This is a genomic window from Nitrosospira multiformis (genome assembly GCF_900110185.1).
Taxonomy (GTDB): Bacteria; Pseudomonadota; Gammaproteobacteria; order Burkholderiales; family Nitrosomonadaceae; genus Nitrosospira; species Nitrosospira multiformis_A.
Genome location: NZ_FOCT01000004.1, coordinates 220,192 through 239,705 on the forward strand (window position 1 = coordinate 220,192; position 19,514 = coordinate 239,705).

20 protein-coding genes are annotated in these 19,514 nt (G+C 53.9%); 10 read left to right on the forward strand and 10 right to left on the reverse strand.

Features of this window, described 5'->3' with window-relative positions:
• Nucleotides 1-105: 105 nt before the first annotated feature.
• From BMY01_RS06610 to htpX, 4 genes are all read left to right on the forward strand, one after another.
• Nucleotides 106-483 carry a DUF423 domain-containing protein gene (locus BMY01_RS06610; RefSeq protein ID WP_074745481.1) on the forward strand — a complete coding sequence of 126 codons (378 nt, stop codon included), beginning with the start codon at nt 106-108 and terminating at the stop codon, nt 481-483.
• 69 nt (nt 484-552) lie between these two features.
• Entirely contained in the window at nt 553-1,752 is a 1,200-nt protein-coding gene (locus BMY01_RS06615) for a THUMP domain-containing class I SAM-dependent RNA methyltransferase (protein ID WP_074745483.1), read from the forward strand.
• On the forward strand, nt 1,745-2,248 hold the full coding sequence (locus BMY01_RS06620; protein WP_074745485.1) for a disulfide bond formation protein B: 504 nt from the start codon (nt 1,745-1,747) through the stop codon (nt 2,246-2,248). The genes BMY01_RS06615 and BMY01_RS06620 overlap by 8 nt, the downstream gene beginning before the upstream one ends.
• Nucleotides 2,249-2,450: 202 nt before the next feature.
• Nucleotides 2,451-3,332 (forward strand): protease HtpX, encoded by an 882-nt coding sequence (htpX, locus tag BMY01_RS06625; RefSeq protein WP_074707848.1) that lies wholly within the window; start codon nt 2,451-2,453, stop codon nt 3,330-3,332.
• Nucleotides 3,333-3,447: 115 nt separating this feature from the next.
• On the opposite strand, the gene BMY01_RS06630 is transcribed toward htpX, so the two are convergent.
• A complete protein-coding gene (locus BMY01_RS06630) occupies nt 3,448-4,248 on the reverse strand; it encodes an MlaA family lipoprotein (protein ID WP_254772635.1) in 801 nt (266 codons plus the stop codon).
• A 527-nt stretch (nt 4,249-4,775) separates the two neighbouring features.
• A complete protein-coding gene (murJ, locus tag BMY01_RS06640) occupies nt 4,776-6,311 on the reverse strand; it encodes a murein biosynthesis integral membrane protein MurJ (RefSeq protein WP_074745491.1) in 1,536 nt (511 codons plus the stop codon).
• 213 nt (nt 6,312-6,524) lie between these two features.
• Here murJ and rpsT point away from each other — a divergent pair, with 213 nt between their 5' ends.
• Nucleotides 6,525-6,788 carry a 30S ribosomal protein S20 gene (gene rpsT, locus BMY01_RS06645; RefSeq protein WP_074745493.1) on the forward strand — a complete coding sequence of 88 codons (264 nt, stop codon included), beginning with the start codon at nt 6,525-6,527 and terminating at the stop codon, nt 6,786-6,788.
• Nucleotides 6,789-6,968: 180 nt separating this feature from the next.
• On the opposite strand, the gene BMY01_RS06650 is transcribed toward rpsT, so the two are convergent.
• Together BMY01_RS06650 and BMY01_RS06655 are read right to left on the reverse strand one after the other, a co-directional pair.
• On the reverse strand, nt 6,969-7,802 hold the full coding sequence (locus tag BMY01_RS06650; protein ID WP_074745495.1) for a slipin family protein: 834 nt from the start codon (nt 7,800-7,802) through the stop codon (nt 6,969-6,971).
• Between the two features lie 13 nt (nt 7,803-7,815).
• A complete protein-coding gene (locus BMY01_RS06655) occupies nt 7,816-9,186 on the reverse strand; it encodes an NfeD family protein (protein ID WP_074745497.1) in 1,371 nt (456 codons plus the stop codon).
• A gap of 115 nt (nt 9,187-9,301) precedes the next feature.
• Here BMY01_RS06655 and BMY01_RS06660 point away from each other — a divergent pair, with 115 nt between their 5' ends.
• The 5 genes from BMY01_RS06660 (at nt 9,302) to BMY01_RS06680 (ending at nt 15,541) form a co-directional block, all read left to right on the forward strand.
• Nucleotides 9,302-11,281 carry an aminotransferase class I/II-fold pyridoxal phosphate-dependent enzyme gene (locus BMY01_RS06660; RefSeq protein ID WP_074745499.1) on the forward strand — a complete coding sequence of 660 codons (1,980 nt, stop codon included), beginning with the start codon at nt 9,302-9,304 and terminating at the stop codon, nt 11,279-11,281.
• A gap of 100 nt (nt 11,282-11,381) precedes the next feature.
• Nucleotides 11,382-12,554 (forward strand): aspartate aminotransferase family protein, encoded by a 1,173-nt coding sequence (locus tag BMY01_RS06665; RefSeq protein ID WP_074745501.1) that lies wholly within the window; start codon nt 11,382-11,384, stop codon nt 12,552-12,554.
• A 96-nt stretch (nt 12,555-12,650) separates the two neighbouring features.
• Nucleotides 12,651-13,574, forward strand: a complete 924-nt coding sequence (gene argF, locus BMY01_RS06670; protein ID WP_041352408.1) for an ornithine carbamoyltransferase — start codon at nt 12,651-12,653, stop codon at nt 13,572-13,574.
• Between the two features lie 66 nt (nt 13,575-13,640).
• Nucleotides 13,641-14,882, forward strand: a complete 1,242-nt coding sequence (locus BMY01_RS06675) for an argininosuccinate synthase (protein WP_074745503.1) — start codon at nt 13,641-13,643, stop codon at nt 14,880-14,882.
• A gap of 173 nt (nt 14,883-15,055) precedes the next feature.
• The gene (locus BMY01_RS06680; RefSeq protein WP_074745505.1) at nt 15,056-15,541 is read left to right on the forward strand and encodes a YajQ family cyclic di-GMP-binding protein; all 486 of its coding nucleotides are present in this window, start codon (nt 15,056-15,058) and stop codon (nt 15,539-15,541) included.
• A 91-nt stretch (nt 15,542-15,632) separates the two neighbouring features.
• Here the strand turns inward: BMY01_RS06680 and BMY01_RS06685 are convergent, their stop codons facing one another.
• From BMY01_RS06685 to BMY01_RS06710, 6 genes are all read right to left on the reverse strand, one after another.
• The gene (locus BMY01_RS06685; protein ID WP_074745507.1) at nt 15,633-16,343 is read right to left on the reverse strand and encodes a type 1 glutamine amidotransferase; all 711 of its coding nucleotides are present in this window, start codon (nt 16,341-16,343) and stop codon (nt 15,633-15,635) included.
• 60 nt (nt 16,344-16,403) lie between these two features.
• The gene (locus BMY01_RS06690) at nt 16,404-16,931 is read right to left on the reverse strand and encodes a FecR domain-containing protein (protein WP_074745509.1); all 528 of its coding nucleotides are present in this window, start codon (nt 16,929-16,931) and stop codon (nt 16,404-16,406) included.
• A gap of 101 nt (nt 16,932-17,032) precedes the next feature.
• Nucleotides 17,033-17,452 carry an ExbD/TolR family protein gene (locus BMY01_RS06695; protein WP_074707877.1) on the reverse strand — a complete coding sequence of 140 codons (420 nt, stop codon included), beginning with the start codon at nt 17,450-17,452 and terminating at the stop codon, nt 17,033-17,035.
• Nucleotides 17,452-18,216, reverse strand: coding sequence for a MotA/TolQ/ExbB proton channel family protein (locus BMY01_RS06700; protein WP_074745511.1), 765 nt, complete (start codon nt 18,214-18,216; stop codon nt 17,452-17,454). Before BMY01_RS06700 ends, BMY01_RS06695 begins: the two co-directional genes overlap by 1 nt.
• Before the next feature lie 4 nt (nt 18,217-18,220).
• Nucleotides 18,221-18,922, reverse strand: coding sequence for an energy transducer TonB (locus tag BMY01_RS06705; protein WP_439331397.1), 702 nt, complete (start codon nt 18,920-18,922; stop codon nt 18,221-18,223).
• Complete coding sequence (locus BMY01_RS06710; protein WP_074745602.1) at nt 18,909-19,412, reverse strand: thioredoxin domain-containing protein; 504 nt, start codon at nt 19,410-19,412, stop codon at nt 18,909-18,911. The genes BMY01_RS06705 and BMY01_RS06710 overlap by 14 nt, the downstream gene beginning before the upstream one ends.
• Nucleotides 19,413-19,514: the final 102 nt, after the last annotated feature.

Genomic DNA, 19,514 nt, shown 5'->3' on the forward strand with positions numbered 1-19,514 from the left:
TCCCGGATAAAAAGACGTTATGGAGATCGTTGCCATTCAATTCCGTTTATATGTTTCAGCCACTGATCTCTGCCACTGAATCCTATCAGCTCTTTCCACAAAAATATGTCTCCAAAAATCTTTCTCACACTGGGCGCAGTCAATGCATTTCTCTGCGTCGCTTTGGGTGCGTTCGGCGCGCACGGCCTGAAGCGGACGCTCTCCGCTGATATGCTGGCCGTATACCAGACCGGTGTGCAGTATCATTTTTATCATGCGCTCGGCCTTATCGCAGTGGGTCTCGTGCTGTTTCAGTTTCCCGCTTCCAAATGGGTGGCGTTATCCGGATGGCTAATGTTTGCCGGAATTGTTCTGTTTTCTGCCAGTCTTTATGCGCTGAGCCTCACGGGCATACGCGGACTTGGCGCCATCACCCCATTGGGCGGCGTGGCATTCCTCACGGCGTGGGCCCTGCTTGCCTACGGCTCGTGGACAGCAAGATAAACCCATTTCTGCGAGTAGCCGGGGATCAAGTTCCTCTGATATCGTGACCCGCCTGTATTCTGTCATCCTGTGACGCTTCATCATTTTTTTGCTCCCTGTCCCCGTGGCGTGGAATCCGGGCTCGTTGCCGAGTTGGAGCGTCTCGGTGCTTCTGCCATAAATCCTCAGGACGGGGGAGTGGAATTTCAGGGGGATTGGGATACGTGCTATCGAACCAATCTGGAAAGCCGTATCGCCAGCCGCATTCTCTGGCGCGTTGCCAGCGAATCTTACGCTACCGAAATTGACGTATATAGGGTTGCGCGCCAGTTGCCCTGGCACGATTGGTTCGCGCCGGCGCTTACAATCAAGGTCAACGTGGCTGCCATCAAATGTCCGTTGCAGAGCCTGGATTTCGTTACGCTCAAGATCAAGGATGGAGTCTGCGACAGGTTCCGCGAAGTTGTCGGCAACCGGCCAAGTGTCGATACTGCGCAACCGGACATCCGGATTCACGGCTTTCTCGATGCCCGCAGGATTTCCTTGTATCTGGATACCTCGGGTGATGCGTTATTCAAGCGTGGCCTGCGAAAGAATACCGGGGAGGCTCCGCTACGGGAAAATCTTGCTGCAGGAATTTTATCGTTGGCAGACTGGCGCCCAGGGATTCCGTTGCTTGATCCTATGTGCGGGAGCGGAACCTTTCTGCTGGAAGCGGCACAAATTGCACTGAATATACCTCCAGGGCTGGAACGAAGTTTTGCTTTCGAAAAGCTCAGGATATTTGACAAAAAACGATGGGAGCAGATCAGAAAGGCGGCAATTGCAGGGCAGAAGACGAAATCGCAGCAACCGATATTCGGCAGCGATTTGTACGGCAATGCGATTGCTGTTGCCCAGGCCAATCTATCCGCTGCCGGACTTTCTGAAGCAGTTACTCTCAAGCAGGCGAACATGCTGGAACTGTCCGCTCCGGTATCTTCCGGCTTTCTTGTCACCAACCCGCCCTACGGGGTGAGGTTGGGGGAGCAGAAACAGCTCATGGAGTTTTATCCAAAACTCGGAGACGTGCTTAAGAAGAAATTCAGCGGGTGGAACGCCTACATACTGACTGCTGATCCGCAGCTTCCCAAGCTCATACGTCTGACAGCCTCGCGTCGTATTCCGCTCTTCAACGGCGCGCTGGAGTGCCGCTTACTGGAATATAAAATTGTATCGGGCGGGATGCGCAAAACGAAAAAAACCCCCATCGGTGAGCCAGGACGGGTAACGGGAGCGGAGCATGAGTAACTCCATGACGCCGGTACGGGGCATATTGCTGGCGATCTTCACGGGTTGCACGGGCCTGATCGGCTACGCGCTTTATCTGCAACTCGTGGAAAGTCTTTTGCCATGCCCGCTTTGTGTCGTGCAGCGTATGGCCTACTGGTTGACAGGCTTAACCGCGCTGGCCGGTTTTTTTCATACTCCGGGAACTACCGGTCGCCGCATCTATGCCGGTCTGATGACAGTTTTTGCGTTCACCGGCGGGCTGGTTGCCTTGCGTCAGGCCTGGCTCGTCCGCTACCCGGAGGCATTCGAATGCGGTATCAGCCCTGAAGAAGAGTTTCTGAACGCGCTGCCGTTGGCACGATGGTGGCCCGTCATGTTCGAAGCAAATGGCGATTGCGCCGATGTCACATGGAAATTTGCTTCGCTTACTCTTCCGGATTGGTCGGCAGTTTTCTTCATGATCCTTGCCGCGCTCTCTATTTATGTCCTGCTCATCCGCGAGAATCGGCGCTAGTGATACACTAACAGCCTCCTGAACTCTTCGTCCACCGTTCGCGCTGAGCCTCTTTCACAGGCTGGTTTAAGAGGGGCTGAGTCGATCAGGGCAGGACAAGAATATTGCGAGGAGCATGGTTCTACCTGCAGCGTCTCCTTGAAAAATTGAACTCCCATCCCTATATATGATCCATCTTTGATACAAGGAAACGGAACTGTCCATGAAGCGAATTTTTCTATTTGTAGTTACCAATCTGGCCATCTTGCTGGTGCTGAGCATCACGTTGCGCTTGTTGGGTGTTGATCGCATGCTTGATGAGCAGGGTGTGGGCATCAATTACAATTCACTGCTTGTCATGGCGGCAGTGATCGGTTTTGGCGGTTCGCTGATTTCGCTTGCCATGTCCAAGTGGACTGCGAAACGCATGACGGGTGCCGTCGTGATTGAGCAGCCTTCCGATCCGACCGAGCGCTGGCTGGTGGAAACTGTCCGGCGCCAGGCTGAGCGCGTTGGCATCGGTATGCCGGAAGTGGCAATCTACGATGCACCGGACATGAATGCCTTTGCTACCGGCATGAACCGCAACGAGGCATTGGTGGCGGTAAGTACCGGCTTGCTTCAGGCCATGACAAAAGATGAAATCGAGGGAGTGCTGGCACATGAAATAAGTCATGTTGCCAACGGCGATATGGTGACGCTTGCGCTGATTCAGGGTGTCGTCAATACCTTCGTGATTTTTTTATCAAGAGTCATCGGCCATTTCGTGGATAGGGTCGTATTCAAAACCGAGCGGGAGTACGGTCCCGCCTTCATGGTTACCACGCTGATCGCTCAAATGGTACTTGGGATATTGGCTAGCATCATTGTAATGTGGTTCAGTCGCCAGCGCGAATTTCGTGCGGACGCGGGTGGAGCGCAGCTGGCCGGACGCAACAAAATGATCGCAGCGCTTGAACGCCTGCAACGCCGGCATGAGCCCTCCCAGTTGCCAGAGCGATTGGAGGCATTCGGTATTTCCGGAGGAGAAGGGGGTCTCAGAACCCTGTTCATGTCTCATCCGCCCCTTGAAGTGCGTATTGCAGCGCTTCGCGCGATGACCTGATCAACCATGAAATAAAAAGGGCGGAAGCATAGAAACGCTTCCGCCCTTTTTGCACCCCGTCAGAAGTGACGGGGCAGGTTCGACAGGCTTTTACTTTCTTGTTCCTTGCTGCAGTTCAAATTTCTTCCTCATCCTCCGTATCCTTCGGGGGATTCCCGTCATACACCAGATTTTGACGTCTCTGGAGATAGGCATCCCGGATAAACTCATATTTGTCGAGGGAAGCTTCTTCCAGAGTTTTTTCGGATTTGAGCAGTTCGGCGCGGGCATCTGTAACCTTGGTGGAGCCCACTATCGGACCTATAAAGGGTGCCACGAAAAAGCTGCCCACAAATATAGGGTCGGTCACGGTGTCAATGACGCGTCCGCCCGCATCCCGGGTGGAGCTGGGTCCGAGGAAGGGCAACACGACATACGGTCCGCTTGCGACCCCATAATGACCCAGAGTCTGCCCGAAATCCTCATTATGCTTTTCCAGACCAATGCCGCTTGCCAGATCCACGATTCCGGCGAGACCAAGCGTGCTGTTCACTACGAACCGGGTGCTGCTGGTGAGCGCGTTACTGAATTTGAGCTGCAAAAGATTATTCAGCGTGATCGGTATGTCGCCGAGATTGGCAAAAACATTTCCTACTGCCGTTTCAAGGGGGTCCGGCATTATCCATCTGTATCCCCTTGCAACCGGCCTCATGACGTAGTCATCAACTGATTCATTGAATGAAAATATCTTGCGATTGACGGGTTCCCATGGGTCTTTTTTACTGTAGGCCGGGTAAGTGGCAGGCGGAGCCGCATTTTTGAATACAGGTCCCTCAATCGCTTCTGTTTGCGTGTTGTCATCAACAGAAGCGGTTTTGGCGGTCGAAGCGTTCTTCTCTGCGGGAGCGCTTCCATCAGCCGCAGTGTCCTTGGCCATGGCCCCACCGTTAAGGAGAGCTCCAAGAAGTAACGGCAATAATAGAGGAGAAGGTTTGACAGAGCGTGCCATAGTCAAGGTAAATCCTGAAGTTGACAGGGAATATTTTTTCGCCATTATATGGCTAATTTCAAGCAAGAAAACACTTTTTTTCTCGCTCAATCCTGAGGCTTTTTCTGGTATGTTTGTCCTGCTTCATCTGCTTTACGACGCAATTTTCACGATCTTAACGTCCTCTCTCCTATCCCTCTTCCACAGGTGAGAGAGGGATATTGAGGTCCGGTAATCCCACCTTTTGCTGTCTATCCAGCAGTCTTTTGCACACGAAGATGGAAATGAAGAGCAATTTAGAGCTTCCTGCAAACATGGCCTTCGGTAATCCTTATGCAAGAACGGTAAACGTTGGCGAGTCTGAAATTATTCGATACTCGTACCGTGAGCTCCAGATCACTCTTTCTTCCCTGTGTGCGAGAGGAGCGGGAGGGGGAGAGAGTGATAACGCTACCAAAAGCGCGCTGTACGCTATTCTATGCAGCGCGCCGCGAGAAATCCTTAAGGCGGAAACCGAGCAGCCATAAGGTGACAAAGTAGCTTGCCGCGCCGATTATGACGACTCCTGCCAACCGTACCCCTCGCACCATCGCCGTATCCGTCAACCACGAAACATCGCTGCCTGAAGCAAACCATAATATGGTTCCCATCATCGCCAGGGCTGCCGATATTTTTGTCATAAAAATGCCCCATCCCGGCTGAGGCTGATAAATCTGGTGACGCCGTAATTTGTAATAGAGCATGCCCGCATTGATACAGGCGCCTAATCCAATGGCAAGCGCCAGCCCGGCGTGCTGCAGCGGTATGATGAAGGCAAGATTCATTAACTGGGTCGCGACAAGCGTGATAAGGGCTATTTTTACCGGTGTCTTGATGTTCTGCCTTGCGTAGAAACCAGGGGCCAGCACTTTCACCAGAATCAGCCCCAGGAGACCCACGCTGTACGCGATGAGGGCATTGCGTGTCATCCAGACATCGTTGGTCGAGAATTCGCCGTGATGAAACAGTGTCGTGATAAGCGGTGTGGCAAGCAGCGCCAGCGCCAGCGCCGCGGGCAGCGTCAGCAGCATGGTCAGGCGCAAACCCCAGTCAAGCAGCCGGGAATATTCATCCGTGCTGTTGTCGGCATAGTGTCGCGACAAAGACGGCAGCAGGACCGTCCCGAGTGCAACACCCAGCAGACCGGCGGGAAACTCCATTAGCCGATCCGCATAATAAAGCCAGGAAACGCTGCCTGTGACAAGAAAGGAAGCAAATATCGTGTTGATCAGCAGACTGATCTGGCCGATGGACATGCCGAAAACAGCCGGTCCCATTTGCTTGAGAACGCGCCAGGCGCCGTTGTCGCGGGATTTCAGGCGCGGGCGCGGCATCAATTTGAGGCGCATGAGGAACGGTACCTGGAAGGCAAGCTGGAGCACTCCCCCGATGAATACCGCCCACGCGAGCGCCAGCACTGGCGGGTCCATGAGTGGCGTAAGCCATAGCGAACAGCCGATAAACGACAGGTTGAGCAGGGCCGGAGTCAGCGCAGGCACCGAAAATCTGCTCCAGGTGTTGAGTATGCCGCCAGCCAGCGACACGAGCGAGATGAACAGGATGTAGGGAAACGTGATCTGCAGCAGTTCCACCGTAAGCTCGAATTTCCCGGGACTTGCCGTGAATCCTGGCGCACTTACATAGATGACCAGCGGTGCGGCAATAACGCCTGCCAGCGTGACCGCAAATAGCGTGATGAACAGCAGTGTTGCGACATGACTTACCAGCTCGCGTGTATCTTCGGCTGTCCGGCGATTCTTGTATTCGGCAAGTATGGGCACGAATGCCTGCGAAAACGCGCCTTCGGCGAACAGCCGGCGCAACAGGTTGGGGATACGGAATGCCACAAAAAAAGCATCGGTTTCGACGCCTGCACCAAAAATGCGGGCAATGATGACATCCCGCGCGAATCCCAGAATGCGGGATATGAACGTCATCCCGCTGACGGTGACAAGGGCTTTGAGCAGATTCATGGATGCGTATGTTAACTGAATACTTGAGGTTTAGGGCCGCTTCACCATAAGTCGTTCTTCACTGTCGTTCTCCGACGGGTGCAAATCAGTACAAATGCTGCAATGGTTAGCAACAACAGATAGAACAGGTAGAGTTGTCAGTTTTCTTGCAATCAGGCGTAAACACCCGTATCATTCAAAAATTTTCCGTAAAGGGTAATCCGAGGAATTTTCATGGCCAACAGCGCACAAGCAAGAAAACGTGCTAGACAGAATATCAGTCATCGTAACCGCAACATGAGTCTGCGCTCCGAGTTGCGCACAGCGATCAAGCATGTAAGAAAGGCGATCGGATCGGCCGACAAAAATACTGCCCAGGCCGCATATCAGGCGTCTGTCGGTACCATAGATTCGATTGCGGACAAGGGAATCATTCACAAGAACAAAGCAGCCCGTCATAAAAGCCGTCTCTCGGCAGCCATCAAGGCGATGGCCTGATCGTTCAGATCTCAGCAAAAAAAGCCCGGGAATCACCCGGGCTTTTTTGTTGGCGCTCCTTTGTCAATGGTTTGGCATAAACCCGATCCGTGACATGGATACGCAAAAGTCTCCGGCTTGAGCAGGAAAGGATCGGTTTCGGTTGGGTGGGGTTCGCATTGGCGTTGGCATTAACGGCGCTTACGTGGATTCCGCGGAATTATGTATCGGAAGCGAGGGTGCCTCTTCTGGTCCTTCGGTATCAGAAGCTTTCGCCCTCCGGTTCCCGGTCACCTCTGTCAGCGTCGATATCAGGTCCATCGGCACTGGAAAAATAACCGTATTGGATTTATCGCCCGCAATTGTCGTGAGTGTCTGGAGATAGCGCAGTTGCATGGCACCGGCCTGCCGCGACAGCGTTTCTGCTGCCTGCATGAGTTGCTCGGATGCCTGCAGCTCACCCTCGGCGTGAATTACCTTGGCGCGGCGCTCGCGTTCCGCCTCCGCCTGCCGGGCGATAGCCCGTATCATGGACTCGTCAATGTCTACATGCTTGATCTCGACATTCGAGACCTTGATGCCCCAGGCATCGGTTTGAATGTCCAGTACTTTCTGGATGTCCATGTTGAGTTTCTCGCGTTCCGCCAGCATTTCATCGAGTTCGTGCTTGCCCAGCACCGAGCGTAGGGTGGTTTGTGCGAACTGACTCGTGGCGGCAAGAAAGTTCTCCACCTGGATAATGGATTTCTGGGGGTCGACCACACGAAAATATACCACCGCACTGACTTTCACAGAAACGTTGTCGCGGGAAATGACGTCCTGGCTGGGTACATCCATCACCACGGTACGCAGGTCAACTTTCACCATTTTCTGGATACCGGGAATGATGATGATCAGGCCGGGGCCTTTTACCTTGTAAAAGCGGCCGAGCAGGAACACGACGCCGCGTTCATATTCACGCAAAATCCGGAATATCGAGAATAGCGCGAGGATAAGAATGAGGGCGAGCGTGCCGAATACCGAATTGGCGAGCATAAATGTCTCCTGGTTATTTCTCTGCTGCAATCACGTGCAAGACGAGGCCGTCGATTCCTGTTACACGTACTTTCTGGCCCCGGGTCAGCGGTTGGGTGGAATGCACGGCCCATAACTCACCGCGAATACGGGCCATGCCGTCGCCGGAAGTATCTTCCAGCATTTCTCCCACTGCCCCGACCAGATGCTCCTGGCCGCTGACTACTGGCTTCCGGCGCGATTTGAGCGCCATTCCGATTACCGAAATCAGGAACAGTGCGCTGGCGAAGGCTACTCCGCCGACGATCTGCCAAGGGATACCGAAATCGGGCGCATCGCTGTCAATCAGCATCAGTGAACCAACGACGAAAGCAATAATTCCACCGATACCGAGAGCGCCGAAGCTGGGCAAAAACACTTCGGCCACCATGAACCCGATACCGAGCAGGATCAAGGCAAGCCCAGCATAACTCACCGGCAGTAATTGGAATGCATACATGGCGATAAGCAGACAGATAGCGCCTGCGACGCCGGGTAGCACAAAGCCGGGATTGGCAAACTCGAAGAACAACCCATAAATGCCGATAAGCATCAGGACATAGGCGACGCTTGGATTGGTGATGATGGCAAGCAGCCGCGTGCGCCAGTCGGGTTCCACGACTTCCACAGTGGTGGAGCTGGTATCAAGTGTGCGCTCCTGGCCCAATACGTTCACTTGTCTGCCATTGAGTTGCTTTAACAGGTCCGCGACGTCGGTAGCGACATAATCGATGACTTTGAGATTCAGCGCTTCAGCGGCCGACAGGCTGACTGCTTCGCGGACGGCTCTTTCCGCCCATTCCACATTACGCCCGCGCATCTGCGCCAAGCCGCGTATATATGCGGCGGCGTCATGGACTATTTTGCGGGCCATTTCGTCCTTTACGGGGAGTTTGTCCTCTTTCTCCGAATTTTGCTCGCGATTCTCGCCTGATTTCGGTTTGGCCTTGGGTTCAGGCTCTGATCCCGGCAGGCTGCCAATTTCTATTGGCGTTGCGGCGCCCAGGTTGGTGCCCGGCGCCATGGCGGCGATATGGCTGGCATACAGGATATAAGTGCCGGCACTGGCTGCCCGAGCCCCACTCGGTGCCACGAAAGTTGCCACTGGTACGGGCGACGCCAGGATACCGCGTATGATCTGGCGCATGGAAGTATCGAGGCCACCGGGCGTGTCCAACTGTAACACCGCAAGCAGCGCGTTTTCGTTCACTGCGCGTTCCAGGCCTCGCTGTATGAAATCGGCGCTGGCCGGAGCAATAGGACCATCGATTTTCAACACGACGACCGGGGCAGCCAGAACGACTGGCGGCAACAGAAGCGGTATCGCCAGGATACCGGCATAAAGAATCCGGATGAGCAGTTTCATTTATTCAATATAGACCGTTTCACCCGTTACAAATTCGCCAAAAAAGCTTGCAGATGCTTGCAATGCCCTTTGTTTTGGCGCATAAAGCGACTTCCATATTAAAAGCATTTATTTCATGAAGAGACCGGTAAGCAGAATTCTCGTTATCAATGATGAAAAATTGATACTCAAGGAGCTGATAAAGGGATTGAACGCCGCGGCCAAATCCCTTGAGAACCCTTTAGGCATCACATTTTCTGGGGTCACCACTGCGCGTGAGGCGCTTCAGGCCATTCAGGACGACGGCGACATTCAGTCCGTGCTGGTGGACGATACGCTCTACACCCTGAAAAATGGCGAGAAGGGTTCCCGCATTCTGCAGATGACCGCGCTGAAACTGGTGCAGGAAATAACCCGTTTCCGTCCCGAGCTGGATATCTACATCCTGATCGCCCAGGAAAAAGAGGATGAAGTGGTGGATGCGCTGTTTTCTGAAACCGTGGATGGTTATTTCTACCGGGAAGAGCGCGATTACCGGGGCATGTACCGGATTCTGAACGCGCAGCTTCAGGAAAAAGCGCGCACGCCTTTTTACGACCAGCTCAAAAATTATGTATTAATGGCAAAGGACGCCTGGCATACACCCGGGCATTCTTCAGGCGATTCGTTGCGGGACAGTCCCTGGGCCAGTGATTTCTACCAGTTTATCGGTGAGCATATTTTTCGGGCAGACCTGTCGGTGTCGGTGCCCATGCTCGATTCGCTCATGGAACCTTCGGGCGTCATTGCCGAAGCGCAGAAGATTGCGGCAAAGGCGTTTGGCGCCCGCCGCACTTTTTTTGCCACAAATGGCACTTCCACCGCCAACAAGGTGATATTCCAGACGTTGCTCGCCCCTGGCGAAAAGCTGTTGCTGGATCGGAACTGCCACAAGTCGGTTCATCACGGGGTCGTCTTATCCGGCGCCCATCCGATCTATCTCGACTCCTCAGTAAACAAGAAATTCGGGGTTTATGGACCTGTGCCCAAGCAGACGCTGTTCAGGGCAATCGAAGAACACCCCGATGCCCAGGCGCTCATACTCACGAGTTGCACCTACGACGGTTTCCGCTATGACCTGCCTCCGATCGTTGAGGCCGCGCATGCCAAAGGCATCAAGGTGATCATCGATGAAGCCTGGTACGGCTTCGCTCGATTTCATCCGGCTTTCCGCCCCACTGCCCTGGAAGCAGGCGCCGATTATGCTACTCAAAGTACGCACAAGGTGCTGTCGGCTTTTTCCCAGTCCAGCATGATTCATATCAATGATCCCGAATTCAACGAGCATCTGTTTCGGGAAAATTTCAATATGCATACTTCCACCAGCCCGCAGTACAGCATGATTGCAAGCCTCGACGTGGCGCGCAAACAGGTGGTGATGGAGGGATACAAGCTATTGTCACGCACGCTGGAGCTGGCGAAGGAAGTACGCGAGCAAATCAATTCGACCGGCGTGTTTCGCGTACTGGAACTGACGGATCTGCTGCCTGACGAGGTGAAGAACGACAATATCCAGCTCGATTCGACCAAGGTCACCGTCGATATTTCGCATTGTGGCTTTACGGTGGAAGATTTGGTCCGGGAACTGTTCGAGCGATATAACATTCAGGTGGAAAAATCCACTTTCAATACGCTCACTCTGCTGCTGACCATCGGTACCACGCGCAGCAAGGTGTCGCGCCTTTACGATGCTCTCATGCGCATCGCACGCGAAGGCAGGGCGCCTCGCAGACTCTACCAGATCCCGGAGCTTCCGGGATTTACTGAATTGAAGTATCTGCCGCGGGATGCCTTTTACTGCGGCGGCGAGATCGTTCCGTTGCTCGACGAGCAGGAGCGGGTAAATGATAGCTTGAAAGGGAAGGTCTGCGCGGACCAGATCACGCCTTACCCGCCGGGTATTCCGGTGCTGGTGCCAGGCCAGACCATCACGTCCGGGGTGGTGCAATATCTAATCAGCATGCTACGATCCCAGAAACGGGTGGAAGTGCACGGGATCGTTTATGACGGCTATCTGCCGTGTTTGAGGCTGTTGAGCGACGCCGAGGAAAAGAGCTTGAAAAAGCTTGCAAAATAGGTAAAACTAAAGGATTCCACAGAATAAACCACAATAAATTCCACCACGTCGCACGGCGGCTCATGCCGCCGTGTTGCATTCTGATCTGGCAAATTTACCTATGTCGAATTTGATGAACACTTACCTGCGCCTGCCCGTTACATTTACAAAGGGGGAAGGGGTGTGGTTATGGGACGAGGAGGGCAAGCGCTATCTCGATGCGCTTGCCGGAGTAGCGGTATGCGGACTGGGGCATTGCCACCCGGCGCTGGCAAAGGCGCTTTGCGAACAGGCAAGCACCCTTATCCATACTTCCAATCTCTACCATATCAGGAAGCAGGAACAACTAGGAACGAGATTGACCGCCCTTTCGGGCATGGACAACGCATTTTTCTGCAATTCAGGGGCTGAGGCCAATGAGGCGGCGATCAAGCTCGCGAGGTTGTATGGGCATGGGAAGAATATCGATTTGCCGACTATTATCGTCATGGAAAAATCCTTCCACGGACGTACCATGGCGACCCTGACTGCAAGTGGCAACCGCAAGGTGCAGGCTGGCTTCGAGCCGCTCCTCACCGGTTTTGCACGGGTTCCCTATAATGATCTCGATGCAGTGGCGCAGGTTGCGGAACACAACAAGAACGTCGTCGCTATCCTGGTTGAACCTTACCAGGGGGAGGGGGGGGTCAATGTGCCGCAGGCAAATTATCTGCAAGGTCTTCGCCACCTCTGTAACCAGAACGGCTGGTTGCTGATGCTGGATGAAGTGCAGTGTGGAATTGGCCGCACCGGCAACTGGTTCGCTTTTCAATACAGCGGCATCACGCCGGATGTCGTCACGCTCGCCAAAGGCCTGGGATCGGGCGTGCCCATTGGCGCCTGCCTGGCGAAAGGTAGTGCGGCAAATGTCTTCAAGCCAGGCAATCATGCCTCCACTTTCGGTGGAAACCCGCTCGCCTGCAGTGCTGCGCTCACCACGCTCGAAGTAATCGAGAAAGAAGACCTGCTGCGCAATGCAATGGAAGTGGGCGATTTCATGCGCAGTCTGTTCAAGGCGCAGTTGGCCGATTTGCCGGATGTAACTGAAATTCGCGGCCAGGGCCTGATGATAGGCATCGAGCTTTCGAAACCGTGCGGTGAACTGGTGAAGGAAGCTTTGAAAAAAGGTCTTCTCATCAATGTAACCTCCGACAAGGTAGTGCGTCTGCTACCGCCGCTCGTGATTCAACGCAGCGAGGCTGAGCAGGTAGTCAACACTTTATCTCCCATTGTGAAGGAATTTCTGGCAGCTTGAGTTTTTTTGCGATCGTGAAAAGTGAACGGTTGAAGTCAGCTGGGCCCAAGTCTTCACAATGGTCTTCGCAATAGACTCGCCCCTGACACCAAAAATATGCAAATCAAGCATTTCTTACAGTTCAATGATTTTTCCCGGGAGGAATTCGAGTATCTGTTCGAGCGCACGCGCTGGATCAAGCAGGAGTTCAAGCAGTACCGGCGCTACTGGCCGCTGGAAGACCGTACTCTGGCCATGATCTTCGACAAGCATTCAACCCGTACCAGGCTTTCGTTTGAAGCGGGCATGCACCAGCTGGGCGGGGCGGCGATCTATCTTTCCACTCGTGATACCCAGTTGGGGCGCGGCGAGCCGGTCGAAGATGCGGCACGGGTGATTTCGCGGATGGTGGATATCGTCATGATCCGTACCCATGAGCATGATATCGTCAGGCGGTTTGCGGCGCATTCGCGTGTTCCGGTCATTAATGGACTGACCGATGAATATCACCCCTGCCAGATCATTGGGGATATTTTTACGTTCATCGAGCACCATGGCAGCATTACCGGCAAGACAGTGGCGTGGATAGGGGACTCCAACAACGTTTGCAATACGTGGCTCCAGGCAGCGGAAGTATTCGATTTCAACGTCCATGTCTCCACTCCGCGAGGCTACGAAGTGGAGCCGGAACGGGCCGGTCTTTACGGGACAAGCCACTATGAGGAATTCGCTGATCCACATGAGGCAGTAAAAGGCGCAGATCTCGTTACTACGGACGTCTGGACCAGCATGGGATTCGAGGCCGAAACCGAGGAGCGAAAAAGGGATTTTGCGGATTTTCGGGTGGATGCGGAAATGATGTCGCACACCCGCAAGGATGCGTTGTTTATGCATTGCCTGCCTGCTCATCGCGGGGAGGAAGTGGCGGCGGAAGTGATAGACGGACCGCAATCGGTGGTATGGGACGAAGCGGAGAACCGGCTGCATACGCAAAAGGCGCTGATTGAATACCTGTTGCTGGGAAGACTGGATAACGCCTGATAGAGCAGGATTTTCAATAGGGGTTATTCGGGAAGCCAAGCCGGCATTTTTATTAATGAGACAAGCATGGTAAAAGAAAACAAGGCGAATGTCGCTGAAATTAAAAAAGTAGTCCTGGCATTTTCCGGGGGTCTGGATACGTCGGTAATCCTGAAGTGGCTGCAGGATACCTATCGGTGCGAAGTTGTCACCTTCACCGCTGACATTGGTCAGGGGGAGGAGGTGGAACCTGCCCGTGCAAAGGCGAAGCAGCTGGGCGTGAGGGAAATTTTTATCGACGACTTGCGTGAAGAATTCGTACGCGATTTCGTCTTTCCCATGTTTCGCGCCAATACCATTTATGAAGGGGAGTATCTGCTCGGCACCAGCATCGCACGGCCGCTGATTGCCAAGCGCCAGATCGAAATCGCGCGGGAAACTGGTGCGGACGCCGTGTCGCACGGCGCGACCGGGAAAGGCAATGATCAGGTGCGCTTTGAACTTGGTTACTATGCGCTTCAACCGGATATCCGGGTGATTGCGCCGTGGCGCGAATGGGACCTTACATCCCGGGAAAAGCTTCTGAAATACGCGGAGCAGCACGGCATCCCGGTGGAAATGAAGAAAAAGGAAGGCTCCCCCTACAGTATGGATGCCAACCTTCTGCACATTTCGTATGAGGGACGTATTCTCGAAGACCCTGCGCAGGAGCCGGAAGAATCGATGTGGCGCTGGAGTGTTTCGCCGGAAAAAGCACCGGACAGTCCCGAATATATCGACCTCGAATTCAGGCAGGGCGATATCGTTGCATTGAATGGGGAAGAGCTTTCGCCGGCGCGTCTGCTCGCCAGACTCAATGAACTGGGGGGCAAGCATGGGATAGGGCGCCTGGATCTGGTCGAAAACCGGTATGTCGGTATGAAATCCCGCGGGTGCTACGAGACTCCCGGCGGCACGATCATGCTGCGTGCCCACCGGGCCATGGAGTCCATTACACTGGACCGTGAAGTCGCACATTTGAAAGACGAGCTTATGCCACGCTATGCCGAACTGATTTACAACGGCTATTGGTGGAGTCCCGAACACAGAATGATGCAGATGATGATCGATGCGTCACAGGCGCATGTGAACGGCTGGGTGCGGGTGAAGCTCTACAAGGGTAATGTGATTGTCGTGGGGAGAGACTCGAAAACAGATTCGCTGTTTGATCCCCATATTGCAACCTTCGAGGATGACCAGGGTGCGTACAATCAGACGGATGCTGCCGGTTTCATCAAGTTGAATGCACTCAGGATGCGGATTGCCGCTAATTTGAGAAATCGCAAATAATAGCGCTGGAATTACCAGCAGCAATGGAACAACCAAAGGTGTTGAAAGTTGTGCAAGCATCATGCAATCAGGGGCGAGCCTGTACATCTTTGATGATCATGAACAGAGCAGTGCCAGTGGGGTGGAAAGCCTACCTTATGAGAACTGCATGAGATTCTTTTGAGAAGATTGATATGCCATCATTCGATATCGTTTCCGAAGTCGACAAGCAGGAAGTTAGAAACGCGGTTGACCAGGTGAATAAGGAAGTGGGCACGCGTTTCGACTTCAAGGGTTCTGACGCCCGCGTGGAACAGGCGGATTACACGCTTACTGTTTTTGCCGATGATGAATTCAAGCTGGACCAGGTGTTCGACATCCTGACTACCAAACTGGCCAAGCGGAATGTCGATGTGCGCTCCCTGGACAAGGGTCAGGTAGAAAAAATCAGCGGCAACAAGGTGAAGCGGCTCGTCACGGTAAAAACCGGCGTGGAAAGTGAGTTGGCTAAGAAGATTATCAGGCTCATCAAGGACAGTAAACTCAAGGTACAAGGCAGCATTCAGGGGGATACTGTGCGCGTTTCAGGCGCAAAGCGGGATACTTTGCAAGAGGCCATCCAACTGGTCAAGAAATCGGTCACGGATTTTCCCCTGCAATTCCAGAATTTTCGCGATTGATCAATGTTTCGATTGATCCTGAACGTTCTGATTTTCATCGCTTCTCTGCTTTCTGATTCTCCTCGTTCCCACAATTTCCCGATCAATTCGATTAATTGAACCTGATCCCATTGATCCAGCGCTCATAGAGCTTGTCGGCTACACGCTGCAACCGTGATATTCGGGCAGACAAGTTTGTTTGCATTGCCTCTGCGGACTGCACCGCGGGGCCCGGGCTCGAAGCAATTTCCTCCGCACCGTGGCTGCACCAGTCTTTCACCATTTCTTCGGTCATTTCCACATGGCACTGCAATCCCAGGTGCTTATTATCCAGTGCGAATGCCTGATTTTTACACCAGGGGCTGGAAAGCAGCAGTGTAGCGTTATCCGGAATAGTGAAAATCTCGCCATGCCAGTGGAACACCTCGCACTTTGACAGGTTCCCAAACCACTGCCGAGCTGGCTGATTATCGGCAGTGCTCGCCTCACCCCAGCCGATTTCCTTGACCGGGCTTTTGGAAACCACTCCTCCCAGTGCCTTTGCCATTAATTGACCACCGAGACAGTGCCCTAATACAGGAATATTGTTTGCCACTGCCTGGCGGATCAACGAGAGTTCATTTCTGATCCAAGGCAAATCGTCATTTACACTCATCGGGCCTCCCATGAATACCAGGCCCCCAAATTGGCCGGCATCGGCAGGGACACTATCACCCGCATCGATTTTTATGAGTTGCCAGGGAATGGCCTGGCAATCGAGAAACGTGGCGAAATAGCCTGGCCCTTCGATTGGAAAATGCCTGAAGATTGCGACCGGCTTCATGGATATGCATGCACTCCGCTGGCTGGCGAGTAGGAATGGGAGGAAAGGGAATCTAGATGTTTAGTACCGGTCAGCTTGTCGCCAGGGGGCTACCTCGGCATCCGCAATCACCCGTTGACCGGTAACCTGGACGCCATCAAAATCCGCGCGTTCGTGCGCGCCTACGAGGTAAGTTCCGGTCTTAACCAGGATCTCCACCTGCCCATTCGCTACCGCAACGCTGCCGCCAGCGGCGCGCTTGCTGACACTGAAACGGGTGCCGGTGTCCCTGATATAGGTGGTTCCCACCTTCAGATTCAGTTTTCCGGGCTGGTTACCCCTGACATCAAAAAAGGCGTTGCCCCGCAACAGTTCAATCCCGCTGGGTTCCGTATTGGTAACAGCAACACTGCTGTCGGCATCGAGACTGATGGCGATATCGGGCGTTGCAAGAACGGTGAGCCGCTGGCCGGGAATGGTTTCATGGAGACGCGTCGTAACCGGCTTGGCAATGAACCAGGATAACAGACCGAGCCCTACGGCGATAGCTACGATGGAGCCATGTACCACGAACGGTAACCACCACCGGTCGCGGATCACGCCGGGCATGCAACTATTATCCCCGCAATGACGGAGCGTTCGCCGGCGTGTCTGTCATCGCTTGAATTGACCGTAATGATATTCCTTCCGCGGCCGTGCTTCGGCAATTGTTATTTTTGTGAAGGGTCGGTAACGAAACCTATTCGCACCAGTCCCGCCTTTGCTGCAATAGACATCACCTGCGCTACATGCTCGTAGTGGACATGTTTGTCGGCGCGGATATGAAGCTCGATATTGGGATTCTGCCCTACCGCTTCAGTGAACCGCGGAGCCAGTTGATCCATTGTAACCGATTCACCGTTCCAGTAAAGACTGGAGTCGTCACGCAAGGCGAATTCCACGTGATCCGGTTGAGTGATGTTTGGACTGCTCGATGCCTTCGGCAGGTCGATTTTAACGGAATGCGTGAGCAACGGCGCCGTAATGATAAAAATCACCAGCAGTACCAGCATCACGTCCACCAAGGGTACGACGTTGATTTCTGCCATCGGGAGCTGCCGGTTACTGCTGTTCATGCTGCCGAATGCCATTACAGCCTCCTTTCGCCCGGTGCCGCTGCGGGGGAAACCAACGGGGTAACCACCCGCAAGGAACGCTCATCGCCGGGAGCTCCGCCTGCTTTTGTTCCAACCGTGATCAGGACGAAAAGATCATGGGCAAAGGCATCGAGTCGCGCCAGCCAGATGCGATTGCGTCGTCCAAATGTGTTATAGGCCAAAACCGCGGGAATTGCCACCGCCAGCCCGAGCGCTGTCATGATCAACGCTTCTCCCACGGGACCCGCTACCTTGTCCAGCGTACCCTGGCCGGATAATCCGATTTGGATCAAGGCGTGATAGATGCCCCATACCGTGCCAAACAAGCCGATATAGGGCGCAGCCGAACCTGCGGATGCGATCACGGTGAGACCATTTTCCACCTGCGCTGCTTCCTGGTCGAGGCCATTGCGCAGTACGCGGGTGATGAATTCGCTCGCCCCACCCGCTGCCGCGAGATTTTGCAATCCGTGTTTCTCCGAATCGGCGGCTGCGTTCATTGCCAACCGGGCAAGTTGTGCAAAGGCGTTGTCATCCGAATCCTCCTTCAGCGTCGAATTTACTTCCTGCAACGAACCCGCGCTCCAGAAGCGCTTGAGAAAGGCGTCAGCCCGCTTTCCCGCCATGATATTGGAGATACCCTTGGTCAGGATGAGATACCAGCTTGCTACAGAGAGTGCAAGCAGCAGTATGAGCACCGTCATACCGACGCCGTCGAGCTGCGCCAGAAAATTTGAAAACCCGAGACCTGTTTGCATTAGGTTAATCTCCTTGGAGTACAAAGTTGAAGGGTTGCAGGGCAACAGCCCGCACCGGTTGACCATTACGTACGGTGGGTGTGCAGCGCCAGGTTTTGACAGCGGTCATGGCAGCTTCGTCCAACCGTTTGAAACCGCTGCTGTTCACTACGTGCGCCACATTGACGTATCCTTTTTCATCCAGTTCCACTCTTAGCACGAGCTTTCCTTCTTCGCCGAGCCGTTTCGAAAGTGCCGGATAAGTCGGCGCATTCAAGTGGGGGCACGCGACCGATAATTCCGAGGAAAGTGAAACCGGGCCAGCTGGCATTTGCGGTGCAGGAGCTGCTTCCACTACCGGTTCGGGTTCGGCTTCAGGCTCGGCTTCGGGTGCCGGTTCCGGCGGGGGAGGCAGTGCGACCGGCTCCCTCTCGGACAATGGGGGCGCTTTTGCAACGAGTTGCTGCGGTTGCGGTTTCTTTACAGGTTTAGGCTTAGGCTTGGGCGGAGGAGGTGGCGTTTCAGGCTTGGCCTCTTCCTTCGGCTGGGGCGAAGGAATGAAATTTACCATCAGTGTCGCTAATTGTTCCGGCGGGGGAATCAACTGTTGCTTGAACAGGAAATAAAGCAATCCGGCGTGGATCACAACGACGAACACCAGACCAGACAAGGATATGCTGCTGTGCTTCAAGGTCATTGCCTGCCCTGCGGTCTCAATACTTTCCATTCTGCTTTCCGTTCGCGGTATCGACAGCATTTCGCGCCAGCCATTCCTCGACGAGCGACTTGTTGATCAGGCCCATCTTGACCGTGCGCTGGTGTTTTTGATCATAGAAATAGGTCCGCGGTACTTCGCCGTACCAGCGGCCATCGATTTCCTGGCGCAGGCGTTCCGGCATATCCTCTGCGAAAACCCATTGTTCGAATTTGGCCGTTCCATAGTTTCCCGCCCGGTCAGCGAGTTGAGGCATATCATCAACCGTGTCGGTAGCAATCAGTACCACATCCAGCCCGGGGTGACTCTTTTCAAGCTCACTCAGCATTTTGAGTTCGGTGGGGCAATACTGGCAGTCGAGGGACCAGAGGACGAGAATGAAAGGTTTGTTCGGCCGGGATGCAAGCACTTGCTTGAGGCTTCCCGATGTAAAAGGGCGAATACTTTCCGCCGCGGCGACAATGTCGGCAGCACCGAGGAAGAACATCAGTATGAGTGCCATCCGAAGTACAAGACTGCCATAACTACCGGCCGAGCGATGGAGCGCCGGGGCAGATGGGAATTTCAGAGTACCAGGCATTGGTGGTAATGTAAATCTAATTAA

Coding starts and splice junctions, on each gene's coding strand:
- BMY01_RS06650 (WP_074745495.1), bottom strand. CDS start 7,802: ATGCTCGCCAATTCGGTATTCGGCACGCTCGCCCTCATTCTTATCCTC.
- BMY01_RS06695 (WP_074707877.1), bottom strand. CDS start 17,452: ATGGCATTCGGCAGCATGAACAGCAGTAACCGGCAGCTCCCGATGGCA.
- BMY01_RS06680 (WP_074745505.1), top strand. CDS start 15,056: ATGCCATCATTCGATATCGTTTCCGAAGTCGACAAGCAGGAAGTTAGA.
- BMY01_RS06685 (WP_074745507.1), bottom strand. CDS start 16,343: ATGAAGCCGGTCGCAATCTTCAGGCATTTTCCAATCGAAGGGCCAGGC.
- BMY01_RS06675 (WP_074745503.1), top strand. CDS start 13,641: ATGGTAAAAGAAAACAAGGCGAATGTCGCTGAAATTAAAAAAGTAGTC.
- BMY01_RS06620 (WP_074745485.1), top strand. CDS start 1,745: ATGAGTAACTCCATGACGCCGGTACGGGGCATATTGCTGGCGATCTTC.
- BMY01_RS06705 (WP_439331397.1), bottom strand. CDS start 18,922: ATGGAAAGTATTGAGACCGCAGGGCAGGCAATGACCTTGAAGCACAGC.
- htpX (WP_074707848.1), top strand. CDS start 2,451: ATGAAGCGAATTTTTCTATTTGTAGTTACCAATCTGGCCATCTTGCTG.
- BMY01_RS06700 (WP_074745511.1), bottom strand. CDS start 18,216: ATGCAAACAGGTCTCGGGTTTTCAAATTTTCTGGCGCAGCTCGACGGC.
- murJ (WP_074745491.1), bottom strand. CDS start 6,311: ATGAATCTGCTCAAAGCCCTTGTCACCGTCAGCGGGATGACGTTCATA.
- argF (WP_041352408.1), top strand. CDS start 12,651: ATGCAAATCAAGCATTTCTTACAGTTCAATGATTTTTCCCGGGAGGAA.
- BMY01_RS06610 (WP_074745481.1), top strand. CDS start 106: ATGTCTCCAAAAATCTTTCTCACACTGGGCGCAGTCAATGCATTTCTC.
- BMY01_RS06655 (WP_074745497.1), bottom strand. CDS start 9,186: ATGAAACTGCTCATCCGGATTCTTTATGCCGGTATCCTGGCGATACCG.
- BMY01_RS06665 (WP_074745501.1), top strand. CDS start 11,382: ATGTCGAATTTGATGAACACTTACCTGCGCCTGCCCGTTACATTTACA.
- BMY01_RS06690 (WP_074745509.1), bottom strand. CDS start 16,931: ATGCCCGGCGTGATCCGCGACCGGTGGTGGTTACCGTTCGTGGTACAT.
- rpsT (WP_074745493.1), top strand. CDS start 6,525: ATGGCCAACAGCGCACAAGCAAGAAAACGTGCTAGACAGAATATCAGT.
- BMY01_RS06660 (WP_074745499.1), top strand. CDS start 9,302: ATGAAGAGACCGGTAAGCAGAATTCTCGTTATCAATGATGAAAAATTG.
- BMY01_RS06630 (WP_254772635.1), bottom strand. CDS start 4,248: ATGGCCAAGGACACTGCGGCTGATGGAAGCGCTCCCGCAGAGAAGAAC.
- BMY01_RS06710 (WP_074745602.1), bottom strand. CDS start 19,412: ATGGCACTCATACTGATGTTCTTCCTCGGTGCTGCCGACATTGTCGCC.